General features: G+C 69.8%; 15 protein-coding genes. 9 read left to right on the forward strand and 6 right to left on the reverse strand.

Annotated features, from left to right (window positions below):
- From ACK4ZD_RS14300 to ACK4ZD_RS14315, 4 genes are all read right to left on the reverse strand, one after another.
- Positions 1–831: ferritin-like domain-containing protein (locus tag ACK4ZD_RS14300; protein WP_409663485.1), on the reverse strand; the 831-nt coding region annotated here is incomplete at its 3' end.
- 80 nt (positions 832–911) lie between these two features.
- Positions 912–2,459 carry a cryptochrome/photolyase family protein gene (locus ACK4ZD_RS14305; RefSeq protein WP_409663487.1) on the reverse strand — a complete coding sequence of 516 codons (1,548 nt, stop codon included), beginning with the start codon at positions 2,457–2,459 and terminating at the stop codon, positions 912–914.
- Positions 2,456–2,617 (reverse strand): DUF2256 domain-containing protein, encoded by a 162-nt coding sequence (locus ACK4ZD_RS14310; protein WP_409663489.1) that lies wholly within the window; start codon positions 2,615–2,617, stop codon positions 2,456–2,458. Before ACK4ZD_RS14310 ends, ACK4ZD_RS14305 begins: the two co-directional genes overlap by 4 nt.
- 10 nt (positions 2,618–2,627) lie before the next feature.
- Entirely contained in the window at positions 2,628–3,599 is a 972-nt protein-coding gene (locus ACK4ZD_RS14315) for a MerR family transcriptional regulator (RefSeq protein ID WP_409663491.1), read from the reverse strand.
- 470 nt (positions 3,600–4,069) lie between these two features.
- Between ACK4ZD_RS14315 and ACK4ZD_RS14320 the strand changes: the two genes are divergently transcribed.
- Genes ACK4ZD_RS14320 through ACK4ZD_RS14360 form a run of 9 tightly spaced genes read left to right on the forward strand, consistent with a single transcriptional unit; the run spans position 4,070 to position 12,015 of the window.
- A complete protein-coding gene (locus ACK4ZD_RS14320; protein ID WP_409663493.1) occupies positions 4,070–5,392 on the forward strand; it encodes an NAD(P)/FAD-dependent oxidoreductase in 1,323 nt (440 codons plus the stop codon).
- Positions 5,389–6,168: a DUF1365 domain-containing protein gene (locus tag ACK4ZD_RS14325; RefSeq protein WP_409663496.1), complete on the forward strand. Its 780-nt coding sequence runs from the start codon at positions 5,389–5,391 to the stop codon at positions 6,166–6,168. The genes ACK4ZD_RS14320 and ACK4ZD_RS14325 overlap by 4 nt, the downstream gene beginning before the upstream one ends.
- Positions 6,165–7,400 carry a class I SAM-dependent methyltransferase gene (locus tag ACK4ZD_RS14330; protein ID WP_409663499.1) on the forward strand — a complete coding sequence of 412 codons (1,236 nt, stop codon included), beginning with the start codon at positions 6,165–6,167 and terminating at the stop codon, positions 7,398–7,400. Before ACK4ZD_RS14325 ends, ACK4ZD_RS14330 begins: the two co-directional genes overlap by 4 nt.
- The gene (locus ACK4ZD_RS14335; RefSeq protein WP_409663501.1) at positions 7,397–7,945 is read left to right on the forward strand and encodes a chalcone isomerase family protein; all 549 of its coding nucleotides are present in this window, start codon (positions 7,397–7,399) and stop codon (positions 7,943–7,945) included. The genes ACK4ZD_RS14330 and ACK4ZD_RS14335 overlap by 4 nt, the downstream gene beginning before the upstream one ends.
- Before the next feature lie 2 nt (positions 7,946–7,947).
- A complete protein-coding gene (locus ACK4ZD_RS14340; RefSeq protein WP_409663504.1) occupies positions 7,948–9,264 on the forward strand; it encodes an MFS transporter in 1,317 nt (438 codons plus the stop codon).
- Complete coding sequence (locus ACK4ZD_RS14345; RefSeq protein ID WP_409663507.1) at positions 9,261–9,797, forward strand: DUF3833 domain-containing protein; 537 nt, start codon at positions 9,261–9,263, stop codon at positions 9,795–9,797. Before ACK4ZD_RS14340 ends, ACK4ZD_RS14345 begins: the two co-directional genes overlap by 4 nt.
- A gap of 8 nt (positions 9,798–9,805) precedes the next feature.
- Positions 9,806–10,579: an SDR family NAD(P)-dependent oxidoreductase gene (locus tag ACK4ZD_RS14350; protein ID WP_409663509.1), complete on the forward strand. Its 774-nt coding sequence runs from the start codon at positions 9,806–9,808 to the stop codon at positions 10,577–10,579.
- 36 nt (positions 10,580–10,615) lie between these two features.
- The gene (locus ACK4ZD_RS14355) at positions 10,616–11,053 is read left to right on the forward strand and encodes a nuclear transport factor 2 family protein (protein ID WP_409663513.1); all 438 of its coding nucleotides are present in this window, start codon (positions 10,616–10,618) and stop codon (positions 11,051–11,053) included.
- Positions 11,050–12,015 (forward strand): NAD(P)/FAD-dependent oxidoreductase, encoded by a 966-nt coding sequence (locus ACK4ZD_RS14360; protein ID WP_409663516.1) that lies wholly within the window; start codon positions 11,050–11,052, stop codon positions 12,013–12,015. The genes ACK4ZD_RS14355 and ACK4ZD_RS14360 overlap by 4 nt, the downstream gene beginning before the upstream one ends.
- On the opposite strand, the gene corA is transcribed toward ACK4ZD_RS14360, so the two are convergent.
- Both corA and ACK4ZD_RS14370 read right to left on the reverse strand, forming a co-directional pair.
- Entirely contained in the window at positions 12,008–12,970 is a 963-nt protein-coding gene (corA, locus tag ACK4ZD_RS14365; RefSeq protein WP_409663518.1) for a magnesium/cobalt transporter CorA, read from the reverse strand. The two genes, ACK4ZD_RS14360 and corA, sit on opposite strands and share 8 nt — an antisense overlap.
- Before the next feature lie 229 nt (positions 12,971–13,199).
- The gene (locus tag ACK4ZD_RS14370; RefSeq protein ID WP_409663521.1) at positions 13,200–14,420 is read right to left on the reverse strand and encodes a patatin-like phospholipase family protein; all 1,221 of its coding nucleotides are present in this window, start codon (positions 14,418–14,420) and stop codon (positions 13,200–13,202) included.
- Between the last annotated feature and the right edge of the window lie 53 nt (positions 14,421–14,473).

A 14,473-nucleotide genomic window follows, 5' to 3' on the forward strand; every position in this document is an offset into this window, starting at 1 on the left:
TGCCAACTGGGCCGCCAGTTCCTTGCGAAAGCGGTTGAGTTCCTGCACGCTCTTGAAGCTGCGATCCATCAGCAGGCTCATGTTGTGCAAGATGCGCTCGACGACCTTGCTCTCCCACACGGCGTCGAACTTGATCTGCTGATCGAGCCAGCGCTCCAGCCACTCGGGGTTGGGCAGGCGGCTTTGCACGGTGTCGCGCGGGAAGAGCTTGGCGTTGACGTGCAGGTTCGTGGGGTGCAGGGCCTGGGCCGTGCGGCGCGCGCTGGCCATCAGCACGCCCACCTTGGCAAAGGCGGCCTTGGCCTCGTCGCCGAAACGGCCGATGGCACGCTTCATGTAGCGCAGGTAGGCGCCGCCATGGCGGGCCTCGTCGCGCGCCAGCGTCTCGTAGATGGCCTTGATGACCGGCTCGGTGTGCCATTCGGCGGCGCGGCGGTACCAGTGGTTCAGGCGGATCTCGCCGCAGAAGTGCAGCATCAGGGTCTCGAGCGCGGGCGCCGGGTCGAACTCGAAGCGCACCTCGTGCAGTTCCTCCTCGGTGGGCACGAGGTCGGGGCGGAAGCGGCGCAGGTACTCCATCAGCACCAGCGAGTGCTTTTGCTCCTCGAAGAACCACACGCTCATGAAGGCCGAGAAGTCGCTGTCGTCGCGGTTGTCGCGCAGGAACATCTCGGTGGCCGGCAGGGCCGCCCACTCGGTGATGGCGTTCATCTTGATGGTCTGCGCCTGTTCCTCGCTGAGCTTGGACGCATCGAACTGGTCCCAGGGGATGTCGCGCTCCATGTTCCAGCGCACGGCTTCGAGTTGCTTGAAAAGCTCAGGGTACAGCATGTCGGTTCTTGTCGGGCTGGGTCCAGTCATTGAGGCTTGCGCGTGCAGATACGCACGCCGGCCGCCAGCGGATGCGGCCGCTAGAGGCGCTCCAGGTCTTGCAGACGGGCGAATGCCGCCTCGCGCAGGGCCTGGCGCTCGGCCTCGCTCCAGCGGTCCAGATGCATCGTCATGGGCCGCGTGCGGGGGTTGGCGCGCAATGCCAGCCGGTGATTGTCCAGGAAGTGCCAATACAGAGTCGTGAAAGGGCAGGCGCGCGGTCCGGTTTTCTCTTTAGGGCGATATTCGCACATTCTGCACAAATTGCTCTGGCGGTCGATGTAGGCCCCCGAAGCCACATAGGGCTTGCTGGTGAAGCGGGCGCCGTGGGCGTGCAGGGCCATGCCCAGGGTGTTGGGGGTCTCGGCCCACTCCACCGCATCGACGTAGACCGCCCGGTACCAGTCGCTCACCTGGGCCGGCTCGATCTGCGCCAGGGTGCCGAACAGGCCGGTCACCATCAGCCGCTGGATGTGGTGGGCATAGCCGTGGGCCAGGGTCTGGGTCAGGGCCTCGCGCAGGCAGGCCATGCGCGTCTGGCCTGTCCAGTACCACGCCGGCAGCGGCCGGTGGTGGCCGTAATGGTTGGCTTCGCGCAGCCCCGGCATGTCCAGCCAGTAGACGCCGCGGATGAATTCACGCCAACCGAGGATCTGGCGGATGAAGCCTTCCACGCCGGCCAGCGGGGCGCGCCCCTCGCGGTACGCCGCCTCGGCCGCCGCGATCGCCTCGCGCGGGTCCAGCAGGTGCAGGTTCAGGCTGGACGAGAGCAGCGAGTGCCAGCCCCAGGGCGTGTCGGTCCACATCGCGTCCTGGTAGGGCCCGAAGCCCACCAGCCGGTGCTCGATGAAGCGCTGCAGCGCGCTGCGCGCCTGGGCGGGCGTCACCGGCCAGGCGAAGTGGGCGAGCGAGCCGGGGTGGTCGGCGAAGCGGCGCGCCACCAGGGCCAGCACCTCCTGCGTGATCGCATCGGGCGGGAACCAGGCCGGCGGCGGGATGGCCCCGGGGCCACCCTTCGGGTAGGGCTGGCGGTTGTCGGCATCGAAGTTCCAGGCGCCGCCTTCGGGTTGACCCCGGGCATCGAGCAGCACCCGGTGCTCGCGACGCATCTCGCGGTAGAAGTGCTCCATGCGCAGCTGCTGGCGGCCCTGGGCCCAGCGGGCGAAACGCTCGCGGGTGCACAGGAAATGGGGGTCCGCCCACCAGCGCAGCGGCACGCCGGCCTGCGCGGCGGTGGCCTCGATCAGCCGTTCGATGCGCCACTCGCCCGGCTCCATCACCCACAGCTCGCAGGGCTGCAGGCGGCGCAGGGTCTCGGCCAGGCGGTGGTCCAACCCCGCCGGCACCTCGGGGGGTTCGCTCTCCAGGTCGAGGTAGTCCACCGTCCAGCCCCGGGCGCGCAAGGCATCGCGGTGGTGACGCATGGCCGCCAGGAAGAGCGCGATGCGGGCCTGGTGGCTCCAGACGGCGGTGGCCTCGCCGGCCGTCTCGATCATCAGCACCCGGTCTTGCGCCGCGTCCAGCGCCGCCAGCGCCGGGTGATCGGGCGAAAGCTGGTCGCCCAGGATGAGCAGGACGCGCCCGGTCATCGCGGTGGCGCGCGCCTGGCCTCGCGGCGACAGCGGTCGCTGCAGTAGCGCACCGCCTCCCACACCCGGGCCCAGCGCCGGCGCCAGCTCATCGGCCGGCCGCAATGCGCGCAGGGCTTGTGGGGCAGAACCTGCTTGTGACCGCGCCATCCTGGCATCCCCGGCTCCTCAAGACACGGCGGGCGAGGCACGCCATGCGGCCACGGCCGGCCCGAGGTCGGACAGGCTGGCCAAGGTCACGACCCCTGGCCGAGGGTGCCGACTGAGCCAGCGGTGCATCCCCCCGACCCAGATCTGCACCGACGCTGGCAGGGCCCCACGCAGCACCGCCAGACCCTCGAGCACCGCCCGTCGGGCCGGCGCCGAGGTGAAGCTCAGGGCCACGATGTCCGAGCGGTGGGCCCGAGCGGCCTGGAGCAGATCGTCCAGCGGCGTCTGCACGCCCAGCGAAAGACAGTCGCAGCCCTCCAGCGCGAGCAGGGCCTCGGCCATCAGCAGGCCCAGACCATGGGCCTCGCCGGGAAAGGTGCTCAGCAGCACGCGCGGCCGGGCCCCGGGGGCGGGCGCCGGCACGCTGGCGATGGCCTGGCGCAACACACCCTGCATGACCTCGGAGAACACATGCTCCTGATAGACCTGGAGCCGACCGCGCATCCAGGCCTGCCCGACCGCCAGCGTGAACGGCAGGGCCTTGCCGGTGACGAAGCGGGCCAGGCCCTCGCGCCACTGGGTCTGGGACAGTTCGCGCCGCAGCGTGGCCACCTCGAGCCCACCCAGCAGGTCCAGCCAGCGCGCGACTTCAGGATCCAGCGCCGGAGCGGACTGGACGCGGCTGCGGTCGATCAGGGCCTGCAGTTCCTCCACCGGACGGGTCATCAGCCGGCCGGGGCGATGGCCGGCCCCGATCAGGCGCTGCAGCAGGCGCAGCTTGTGCACCTGTTCGGGCGGGTAGACCCGTTCGCCGGCGGCATCCCGCAGCGGCCGGGGAAAGCCGTAACGCCGCTCCCAGATGCGCAGAACGTCCTTGCTCAGGCCGGTGTCCCGCTCGACCGCGGCAATGGACGACATCGCGCCGCGGGCAGGAGCCCCTGCGTCGGCGTCCAGCCCGGGGGTGGGCCACACAGTCTCCGTCTTGTCCATGACACTTGATCTCCGGGCCGGCATCAGCACGCCAGCACCTCTCGTTCAGACCCACAGCCCCGGACCGTCCAGGCATCCCACCCCTGGACAAACCCGAAGCCCCTCAAATTCCGCTGGACAAATGAACCATTCGATGCAAAATGATACTACACAGTTATATTAAGAACTGCAAAGTACAACCATGACCCTGCCGTCCTTCTCTCCTTCCCCATCCGCCGGCCTCGCATGCCGCGGGGGAACTTCCCGCGCTGCGGCGTCTCTGATGCAACAAGGGAGTCCGTGCCGGCATCGGCCGGCGGGGTCGTCCCTGGATCCGTTTTTTGTGCTGCGAAGACGGCCGGCCCTGCCGGCTGCAATCCCGAGGCGTCTCTCCTCCTCCTCCCTCCCTCCCTCCTTCGTCTCGGGGCGCTTCGCAGCACCTTTGTCTTTCCCCCCCGCCGTCGGGCGGCGGGCCCGGGCTGGCTGAGGGGATGGCCGTGCGACGCATCGCCATCGTCGGCTCGGGCATCTCGGGCCTGGCTGCGGCCCACCGGCTGGCCCCCCACGCCCAGGTCACGCTCTTCGAGGCCGGCGGCTATTTCGGCGGCCACACCCACACGGTGGACGTGACGCTGCCCGACCGGTCGGGCCGGCCGGTGACCCACGGCGTGGACACCGGCTTCCTGGTCTTCAACCATCGCACCTATCCGGACCTGGTCAAGCTCTTCGCCGAATTACAGGTGGACACCGCGGCGTCGGACATGTCGTTTTCGGTGCAGTTGCCGGGGCGCGACCTGGAGTGGAGCGGCAACAACCTCGACACCGTCTTCGCCCAGCGCCGCAACCTGTGGCGCCCGGCCTTCTGGCGCATGCTGCGCGACCTGCTGCGCTTCAACCGCCTGACGACCGAGCTGGCGCGCGCGGGCGAGGACGCCGCCCTGGCCGAACCGATCGGCACCTTCCTCGACCGCCACCGCTTCGGCGCCGAGTTCCGCGAGTGGTACTTCCTGCCCATGGTGGCGTGCATCTGGTCCTGCCCGGCCGGCCAGATGCTGCGTTTCCCCATCGGCACGATGATCCGCTTCTGCCACAACCACGGGCTCATCCAGATCACCGACCGGCCGCAATGGCACACCGTGCGCGGCGGCGCGAAGCACTACGTCGCCAAGATCCTCGCGGGCCTGACCGACGCCCGGCTGAACACGCCCGTGCGCCAGGTGCGCCGCGTGCCACCGGGCAGCGGCGAGGGCGGCGTGATCGTCAGCACCGACCGCGGCAGCGAACGCTTTGACGACGTGGTGCTGGCCTGCCATTCCGACCAGGCCCTGGCCCTGATCGGCGACCCGCTGCCCCTCGAACGCGAGCTGCTGGGTGCCATCGGCTACCACCCCAACGTGGCCGTGCTGCACACCGACACCACCCTGATGCCGCGGCGCCGCAAGGCCTGGGCGGCCTGGAACTACGAGCGTGCCGAAGACGCCGGTCGTGAAGCCGGTGCGGTCTGCCTGCACTACTGGCTGAACCGGCTCCAGCCCCTGCCCTTCCGGGATGACGTGATCGTCTCGCTCAACCCGGTGCGCGCACCGCGGCCCGAGACCGTGATCGGCCGCTACGAATACGCCCATCCGGTCTTCGACCTCTCGGCCGTGGCCGCGCAGCGCCGCCTGGGCGAGATCCAGGGCCTGCGCCATGTGTGGTTCTGCGGCGCCTGGGCGGGCTATGGCTTCCACGAGGACGGGCTGAAGTCCGGCCTCGCGGTGGCCCAGGGCCTGCTCGATCGCTGGCAGCACGGCCCGATGCAGGTGGCTGCATGAGCCAGCCCCCCGTTCGTGCCCTCATCGGCTTCGGCCAAGTGCGGCACACACGGCTGCGCCCGGCCCGCAACGCCTTTGCCTATCCCACCTATTTCCTGATGCTGCCCATGCGCAGCCTGGCCCGCCAGAGCGATCCGGTCCTGCCGCGCAACCGCTTCGGCCTGATCAGCTTCCACGACGCCGACCACGGCGAGGGGGGAGCCGACGCCCTGGCCTGGATCGAGGCCCTGCTGGCGCGCGAAGGCATCCCGGACGCCGACGGCGAGATCTGGTTGCACACCTACCCGCGTGTGCTGGGCTATGTGTTCAAGCCAGTGAGCTTCTGGTACTGCCATCGTCGCGACGGCTCGCTGGCGGCCATCGTGGCCGAGGTGAACAACACCTTCGGCGAGCGCCACTGCTATTTGCTCACAGGCGCACAGCTCGGTTGGGGCCGGGAACTGCAGGCCGGCAAGGTCTTCCACGTCTCGCCCTTTTGCAAGGTGGAGGGTCGCTACCGCTTCCGCTTCCTGCGCACGCCCGCCGATGGCCTGCATCCGGCCCGCACCGTCGCGCGTATCGACCACGACGATGCGCAAGGCCCGCTGCTGCTGACCAGCGTCAGCGGGGTGCTCGAGCCGGTCACGCGCTCCAGCCTGCGCCGCGCCTTCTTCGGCCATCCGCTGATGAGCGTGGGCGTCATCGCGCGCATCCATTGGCAGGCGCTCAAGCTGTGGACCAAGCGGGTGCCTTTCTTCACCAAGCCCGAACCGCCCGATTCCCTGGTGACGCGATGAATCACACGACCACGACCCACCCCGCCGAACAGCTCGCCAAGCTGCTGCCGCCTTCGGCGCCGGCTGCGGCGCGCACCGTCCTGCGCATGATGGCGCACCTGCGCCATGGCAGCCTGGACGTGCAACTGCCCGACGGCAGCACCGCCCACTTCGGCACGCCCGAGGGGCCGCGCGCGGCCATCCGGCTGCGCAACTGGAACGTCTGCGCGCTGGCGCTGAAGTCCGGCGACATCGGCTTTGCCGAGAGCTACATCGCCGGCGACTGGACCACCCCCGACCTGCCGGCCCTGATCCGCCTGTTCATCGCCAACCGCGAGGACATCGAATCGGTGATCTACGGCACCTGGTGGGGCCGGCTGCTCTACCGCGTGCGCCACCTGATGAATCGCAATTCACGCGAGGGCAGCCGCCGCAACATCCATGCTCACTACGACCTGGGCAACGAGTTCTACCGCCTCTGGCTCGACCCGAGCATGGCCTACTCCAGCGCCTGGTTCGAAGGGCGCTACGACCGCCCCCTGGCCGAGGCCCAAGAAGCCAAGGTGCGCCGCGCGCTGCGCGAATGCGGCCTGCGCCCGGGCGATCGCCTGCTGGAGATCGGCTGTGGCTGGGGCGGCTTGGCCGAGGTGGCCACCACCGAGTTCGGCGTCCACGTCACCGGTGTGACGCTATCGGGCGAGCAGCTGCGCTATGCGCGTGATCGCCTGGCCGCGCTCGGGCGCGCGCACCAGGCCGACCTGCGCCTGCAGGACTATCGCGACATCGACGACGGCCCCTACGATGCGATCTGCTCGATCGAGATGTTCGAGGCCGTGGGCCGCGAATACTGGGCCGGCTACTTCGCCACCCTGGCCCGGCAACTCAAGCCGGGCGGGCGCGCGTGCATTCAGAGCATCACCATCCGCGACGACCTGTTCGATCGCTACGTGCGCGGGACCGACTTCATCCAGCAGTACATCTTCCCCGGCGGCCTGCTGCCCAGCCCCACGGAATTCCGCGCTCACGCCAGGAAGGCCGGGTTGGAGGTGGTGAACGAACTGGCCTTCGGCGCCGACTACGCCGAGACGCTGCGCCGCTGGCGCGAACGCTTCCTGGCCGAGGACACCCGTGTGCGCAAGCTGGGCTTCGACACCCGCTTCATGCGCATCTGGGAGTTCTACCTCGCCTACTGCGAAGCCGCGTTTGCGATGGGCAACACCGACGTCATCCAGTTCACGCTGAGAAAGCCATGAAACCCTGGGCCCTCGTTGCGCTGTGCTGCGTCGCCTGGACAGGCGCGATAGCGTCCGTGCCGGCGCCGCCGCCCGAGGTGCAGCGCGCCCTGCCGGAAGTGAAGCTGCAAGGCGAGGCCCGCATGAGCTTCCTCGGTTTGCGCGTGTACGACGCCCGCCTGTGGCTGCCGCCGCAGGCCGATGCGTTGCGCTATGACGAGACGCCGCTGGCCCTGGCCCTGCACTACCTGCGCCGGCTGGACGGCCCGGCCATCGCCGAGCGCTCGATCACCGAAATGCGGCGTGTGGGCTCCTTCTCCGACGCCCAGGCCAGCGCCTGGCTGGAGGCGATGAAGCGCGCCTTCCCCAACGTGGGCGACGGCGACCGGCTGGTGGGCATCTATTTACCGGGCCGCGGTGCGCGCTTTTACTTCAACGGCCAGCGCACCGCCGAGATCGAGGACGCCGAGTTCGCACGGCTCTTCTTCGGCATCTGGCTGTCGCCGCGCACCTCCGAGCCGCGCCTGCGTGAGCGCCTGATCGGCGCCGCCGCCGGCGAACGCTGACCATGAGCCTGCAACCCGCCATGCCGCGCCTGCCTGCCACCGCCGAGGGTCGCACGGCGTCCACCCCCTGGAGGGGCACGCCGGCCCAGGGCCTGTCCTACGGCGCGCTGGGCCTGCCCCTGGCCTTCGTGGCCCTGCCGCTGTATGTGGTGCTGCCGGCGCATTACGCGGCCGAGTTCGGCGTGCCGCTCGCCCTGCTGGGGGCGGTGCTGCTGGGGGCTCGCCTGGCCGATGCGCTGGTGGACCCCTGGATCGGCCGTGTGGTGGACCGGCTCTTCCACCCTTCGCCGCGCCGCGCCTGGCGGGTGGCCCTGGCCATGGGCGGGGTGCTGGCCGCGGGCTTTGCCGCCCTCTTCTTCCCGCCCGTGCAGGGCACGGCCGCCCTGCTGGCCTGGTGCTCCGCCCTGCTGCTGGTCACCTACTTCAGCTACAGCGCCCTGAGCGTGACCCATCAGGCCTGGGGCGCCATGCTGGGCGGCAGTGCCGGCCAGCGCGCGGGGGTGGTGGCCTGGCGCGAAGGCTTTGCGCTCGTGGGCGTGCTGGTGGCCAGTGTGCTGCCCAGCGTGGCGGGCATGGGGGTCACGGCCACCGTCTTTGCCGTGCTGCTGGCCGTCGGCCTGTGGGGGCTGGGCCAGGCGCCCCAGCCCCGCGGCGCCCCGGTGCTGCGCGACCCGAGCCAGGTGCGCCCCTGGCGCGTTGGCGGGTTCCGCCGGCTGCTGCTCATCTACCTGCTCAACGGCATCGCCAGCGCCATCCCGGCCACGCTGGTGCTCTTCTTCATCCGCGACCGCCTGCAGGCGGCCGCTCACGAGCCGCTCTTCCTCGCGCTGTACTTCACCGCGGCCGCGCTGACCGTGCCGCTGTGGGTGCGCGCGGTGGCACGCTTCGGCCTGGCGCCCAGCTGGCTGGCGGGCATGCTGCTGGCCGTGACGGCCTTCGTGTGGGCGGCCACGCTGGGCGAGGGCGACGTGGTCGCCTACGCGATCGTGTGTGCAGCCAGCGGCATCGCCCTGGGTGCCGACCTGACGCTGCCGCCCGCGCTGCTGGCCGGGGTGATCCAGCGGGCCGGTCACCAGGGGCGCTCGGAAGGCGCCTACTTCGGCTGGTGGAACTTCGCGACCAAGCTCAACCTGGCCCTGGCCGCCGGCTTGGCGCTGCCGCTGCTGCAACTGGCCGGCTACGAGCCGGGCACGCGCGACGCCGAGGGCCTGACCGCGCTGACCCTGGCCTACTGCCTGCTGCCCTGCGTGCTCAAGCTCGCCGCCGCCGGCGCGCTGTACGGCCTGTGGATGCGGCACGACACCGGAGGGGAACGATGAGACGACGTCTTGTGGTGATAGGGAGTGCCGCGGCGGCGGCCACGCTGCTCGGCGGTTGCGCCAGCCAGAACCTGGACGCCTATGCCGGCGAACACCCCGAACTGGACCTGCGCCGCTATTTCAACGGCCGGCTCACCGCCTACGGCCTCTTCCAGGACCGCTCGGGCCAGGTCGTGCGCCGCTTCACCGTGGTGATGGAGGGCCGCTGGGACGGTGACGAGGGCGTGCTCGACGAGGCCTTCACCTACAGCGACGGACGCACCGAACGCCGCGTGTGGCGCCTCACCCGCCTGGCCGACGGCCGCTACACCGGCCGGGCCGACGACGTGGTGGGGCAGGCCCACGGCCAGGTGCGCGGCAATGCCTTCCACTGGCGCTACACGCTGCGCCTGCCGGTCGATGGCCGCACCTACGACGTGCAGTTCGACGACTGGATGTACCTGATGGACGAGCGCGTGATGCTCAACAAGGCGGTGATGAGCAAGTTCGGCCTGCGCCTGGGCGAAGTCACCCTCACCTTCGTGAAGCACTGAAAGACCCCATGGCCCTCAACCCCAAGCTCACCGACTGGCAAGGCCGTACCGCCTGGCTGGTGGGCGCGTCCTCTGGCATCGGCCGCGCCACGGCATCGGCCCTGCACGCCCGCGGCGCCCGTGTCATCGTGTCGGCGCGCAACGTGCGGGCCCTCGAGGACTTCACCGCCCAGCACCCGGGCAGCGAATTCATCGCCCTGGACGCCACCCACCGCGAAGCGCTGCGCGCCGCCGCCCAGGACCTGGCCGAACGCCACGGCCGCCTCGACCTGGTCGTCTATTGCGCCGGCCACTACCGCGCGATGCGCGCCACCGCCTTCGACCTGGACGAGGCCCTGCGACACCAGCAGGTCAATTACGTCGGCGCGCTGTACCTGCTCGATGCCGTGCTGCCGGTGCTGCAACGCCAGCGCTCGGGCCACCTGAGCCTGGTGGCCAGCGTGGCCGGCTACCGCGGCCTGCCGAATTCGCTGGCCTACGGCCCCACCAAGGCCGCGCTGATCAACCTGGCCGAAACGCTCTACCTCGACCTCGAACCCCTGGGCGTGGGGGTCTCGGTGATCAACCCGGGCTTCGTCGAGACGCCGCTCACCGCCCAAAACCGCTTCCGCATGCCGGCCCTGCTCACCCCCGAGCAGGCCGCCCAGGCCATGCTCGACGGCTGGTCGCACGGACGCTTCGAGATCCACTTCCCGCGCCGCTTCACGCTGTGGCTCAAGGCCTTGCGCTCCCTGCGCGACAGTGTCTACTTCGCCGCGGTGCGCCGGGCCACCGGCCTGTGACACCCGGGCCCGCCTGTGGCCCTACACTGCCGCCCCATGATCACCCACGATGACCCGCGCGTGCAGGGCGTGATCGACTTTTTCGAGTCGCTCACCCCCGAGTCGGTGCCGCACTTCGGCCGCTACTACACCGACGACTGCTACTTCAAGGATCCCTTCAACGAGGTGCGAGGGCTGGCCGAGGTGCAGCGCATCTTCCGCCACATGGACGTGGCGCTGCGCGAGCCGCGCTTTGTCGTGACGGCCGCCGTGGCCCAGGGTGACCAGTGTTTCCTGACCTGGGACTTCCTCTTCCGCTTCCGGCGCTACAGCGACGCCCCCCAGGTGGTGCGCGGCGCCTCGCACCTGGTGTTCGCCCCCGACGGCCGCATCGCGGAGCACCGCGACTACTGGGACGCCGCCGAGGAACTGTACGAAAAGCTCCCGGTGGTGGGTTGGCTCATGCGCTGGCTCAAGCGGAGGGCCAACGCATGACAATCTCCCGCGTTGCCGTCATCGGCGCCGGATTGGCGGGCCTGAGCTGCGCGCGCGAACTGGCCGCCGCCGGCGTGAAGGTGCAGCTCTTCGACAAGGGCCGCGGCCCCGGCGGGCGCCTGTCCACCCGGCGCAGTCCGGCCGGCTCCTTCGATCACGGGGGCGCCGACTTCGCCGCCCGTGGCGGCGGCTTTGCGCAGCAGGTCGCGCAATGGACCGAGGCGGGCTGGCTCGCGCGCGTGGACGACGTGCGCCACACCGGCGTGGGAAGCATGAACGTCCTGCCTCGGGCCCTGGCCCAGGGTCTGGCCGTGCACCTCGAAGTCGAGATCGCTGCGATCGAGCCCACGACCGACGCGCGCTGGCGATTGCGCGCCCACCAGGCGGTGCCCGGGCTGGCCGAGGAAGTCTTCGACGCCGTGGTGGTGGCGGTGCCGGCCGAGCAAGCCGTGCCCTTGCTGGGCGTGGCTCCCGCTCTGGCCGAGGCGGTGCGCCCGGTGCGCAGCGAGCCCACCTGGACGGTGATGGCGGCCTGGCCGCTGGCCCTGCCCGCTCGCAGCGAGCGCCTGCAGCCGGCAGCGGGCCCACTGCGCGAAGCGCGCCGCGACGACACCCGGCCAGGCCGCGAACGCGTGGCCGGCGTGGGTTGCCGCTGGGTGCTGCACGCCACGCCCGACTGGAGCGCTCACAACCTCGACGCCCCAGCCGACCAGGTGTTGCGCCGCCTGCTCGACGCCTTCAGCGACACACTGGGCGTGCGCCTGGCTCGGCCGGTGCATGCCGTGGCCCACCGCTGGCGCTATGCCCAGGTGTCTGCGCCCCTGAGCGAGCCCTGCGGCTGGGACGCCGCCTTGCGCATCGGCGCCTGCGGTGACACGTGGCATGCCGGCGAAAACATCGAAGGCGTCGAACGCGCTTGGCTCAGCGGCCGCGCCCTGGCCGGCGCAATCCTGGCTACTTGAGCCAGCCCTTCTTTCTGAAGTACCAGAAAGGCGCGATCACCGTCATCGCCATCAGCGCGATCGAGAACGGGTAACCGTACTTCCATTCCAGCTCGGGCATGTATTGGAAATTCATGCCGTAGATGCTGGCGATCAGCGTGGGCGGCAGCAAGGCCACGCTGGCCACCGAGAAGATGCGGATGATCTTGTTCTGGTTGATGTTGATGAAACCAACGGTGGCATCCATCAGGAAGTTGATCTTGTCGAACAGGAAGGCCGTGTGCGAGTCGAGCGAGTCGATGTCGCGCATGATCTGACGGGCCTCCTCGAACTGCTCGGCGTTGAGCAGGCGCGAGCGCATCAGGAAGCTCACCGCGCGGCGCGTGTCCATCACATTGCGGCGGATGCGGCCGTTCAAGTCCTCTTCGCGGGCAATGGCAGCCAGGGCCTCGGCGGCGGCGGTATCGTTGACCTCCTCCTTGAGCACCAGGGCACTGACCTTCTCCAGTGAGTCGTAGATGCCCTCGAGCGAGTCGGCCGAGTACTCGGCGTCGGCGTCGTAGAGCTTGAGCAGCACGTCCTTGGCGTCCTCGATCAACCCGGGCATGCGTCGCGCGCGCAAGCGCAGCAGGCGAAACACCGGCAGGTCGTGGTCATGGATCGAGAACAGGATGTTGCGATGCAGGATGAAGGCCACGCGCACGTTGCGCGAGGTGTCGTCCTCGTCGATCAGGAAGTCCGAGCGGATGTGCAGCTCGCCGTTGTCTTCCTCATAAAAGCGGGCCGACTCCTCCAGGTCCTCGTCCACCACGTCTTGGGGGATGCTGACACCGAAGCGCCCGGCGATCCAGCCCTTCTCCTCGGGCGTGGGCGCTTCGAGATCCACCCACACCGGCTGCACCTGCGACAGCGCTTCGGGGCGATCGATCTCCTGCTGGACGAGCCGGCCGTTGGCCAGCGTGAAGACGTTGAGCATGAACTCTCCAACCAGGGCGCCGCCCAGGCAAGGCGGCGCACATGTCTCTCGGGGTTTGCGAAGGGGTCAGGGTCGGCCACCGTCTCACCCCAACGCCGCCGGGAGCGGCCGCCGGCCCGTCGTTACAACGCGCGGACCCGGGCTGGAGTGGACGGCCGCCGAGGCTGGGGGCTGTCCAAGGAAGTCTCCGTGATGGAACCGGGGCCGATTATGGCACCGCTTCATGACATCAAGCGCTCGGCATGGCCTGGCCGTCGAAGAAGGCCTCGATCTGAGCGCGTCGGGCCAACGCGTCGGAGCGACCGAGGTCCATGAGCGCCTGCACGAAAGGCGGCTCGAACAGCAGGTAGCTGGCCAGCGCGGCGCCTGCGGCCTGGGTGCCGCCCAGCCACTTCAGCGCACGAAAAGCCGCCTCCGGAAGGGCCCGCACATGAGCCTGGGCCAACTCGTCCAGCGAGCGCGAGGGCTGGATCGCCATCACCTGCACCGACCGATAAGACCAGCCGCCCGCGGCCGTCGCCTGCCGCCATCGCCGCAGCCCGGCGTTCACCCGCTCGGCCTGCTCGACATCGGCTTCCAAGGTGTCGTGAAACACACTGGCCATGGCATGGGTGGCAATCTGGGCCAAGGAGGGATAACCCGCCGCCACCGTCCCACCGTGGCCCATGCCGCTACGCTCGGGCTGCCCCACGCCGATGGCCAAGATCCGCGTGGCGCCCAAGTTGAAGGCGGGCGACAACGGGGCAATCTGACGCATCGATCCGTCGCCGAAATACTCGGTGCGGCCCTGCACCTGCAGTGGCACGGCTGGAAACAGGCATGGGATGGCAGCAGACGCCAGCAAATGCCCATGCCCGATGACCTCGGGCACCGCACGCCGCCCGGGCCGCTGCCATGCAGGACGCTGCCAGCGCGCTCCGGTTTGGTAAAACGTCCAGTGCAAGCCGCTGGTGTAGCTGGAGGCCGTCACCGCCAACGCCTGCAAATGGCCTTGCTCCAAAGCCCGGGCAATGCGAGCCGGACGCACGGCTCGGTCCAAGTGCTGAGCCAAAGGCGACGCCTCCAGCAAAGCACGCGGCAGTCGGCGCAAGAGCCATGTCGGCGATATCAAGCCCGCCCAGCGCAGCCCCGGGCCCACACGCCACGGCTGGACCGAGTAGACCTGTTCCGAGCGCAACGCCAGCCAGAACTGGGCCAAGCGCTCCACCGCCACCGCCCCCACCGGGGCCTGGTCGGCCAGACAGGCAGCGTTCAGGGCCCCAGCCGAGGTGCCCACCAGGATGTCGAACCACGCCCGCGAGCCCGACCCCAGTATCTGCGCCAGGCCCAGCAACACGCCCACCTGGTAGGCCGTGCGCGCCCCACCGCCCATGAGCACCAAGGCCGTGCGCGGGCTGGCGCCCTCCTGCGGCGGCTCGAACAAGGATCCAAAGGCCGTGCCCAGCGTCATGGCAGAGATTTTGTGCAGGCAATTCTCGCTAGCAAACGCTCACATTCCCTAAG

Origin of the sequence: Caldimonas sp., assembly GCF_046291045.1 — a bacterium.
GTDB lineage: Bacteria > Pseudomonadota > Gammaproteobacteria > Burkholderiales > Burkholderiaceae_C > Caldimonas.

Bases quoted from the DNA above. Each gene is read 5' to 3' on its own strand.
- ACK4ZD_RS14305 (WP_409663487.1), bottom strand. From the start codon at position 2,459: ATGACCGGGCGCGTCCTGCTCATCCTGGGCGACCAGCTTTCGCCCGAT.
- ACK4ZD_RS14310 (WP_409663489.1), bottom strand. From the start codon at position 2,617: ATGCCAGGATGGCGCGGTCACAAGCAGGTTCTGCCCCACAAGCCCTGC.
- ACK4ZD_RS14315 (WP_409663491.1), bottom strand. From the start codon at position 3,599: ATGGACAAGACGGAGACTGTGTGGCCCACCCCCGGGCTGGACGCCGAC.
- ACK4ZD_RS14320 (WP_409663493.1), top strand. From the start codon at position 4,070: ATGGCCGTGCGACGCATCGCCATCGTCGGCTCGGGCATCTCGGGCCTG.
- ACK4ZD_RS14325 (WP_409663496.1), top strand. From the start codon at position 5,389: ATGAGCCAGCCCCCCGTTCGTGCCCTCATCGGCTTCGGCCAAGTGCGG.
- ACK4ZD_RS14330 (WP_409663499.1), top strand. From the start codon at position 6,165: ATGAATCACACGACCACGACCCACCCCGCCGAACAGCTCGCCAAGCTG.
- ACK4ZD_RS14335 (WP_409663501.1), top strand. From the start codon at position 7,397: ATGAAACCCTGGGCCCTCGTTGCGCTGTGCTGCGTCGCCTGGACAGGC.
- ACK4ZD_RS14340 (WP_409663504.1), top strand. From the start codon at position 7,948: ATGAGCCTGCAACCCGCCATGCCGCGCCTGCCTGCCACCGCCGAGGGT.
- ACK4ZD_RS14345 (WP_409663507.1), top strand. From the start codon at position 9,261: ATGAGACGACGTCTTGTGGTGATAGGGAGTGCCGCGGCGGCGGCCACG.
- ACK4ZD_RS14350 (WP_409663509.1), top strand. From the start codon at position 9,806: ATGGCCCTCAACCCCAAGCTCACCGACTGGCAAGGCCGTACCGCCTGG.
- ACK4ZD_RS14355 (WP_409663513.1), top strand. From the start codon at position 10,616: ATGATCACCCACGATGACCCGCGCGTGCAGGGCGTGATCGACTTTTTC.
- ACK4ZD_RS14360 (WP_409663516.1), top strand. From the start codon at position 11,050: ATGACAATCTCCCGCGTTGCCGTCATCGGCGCCGGATTGGCGGGCCTG.
- corA (WP_409663518.1), bottom strand. From the start codon at position 12,970: ATGCTCAACGTCTTCACGCTGGCCAACGGCCGGCTCGTCCAGCAGGAG.
- ACK4ZD_RS14370 (WP_409663521.1), bottom strand. From the start codon at position 14,420: ATGACGCTGGGCACGGCCTTTGGATCCTTGTTCGAGCCGCCGCAGGAG.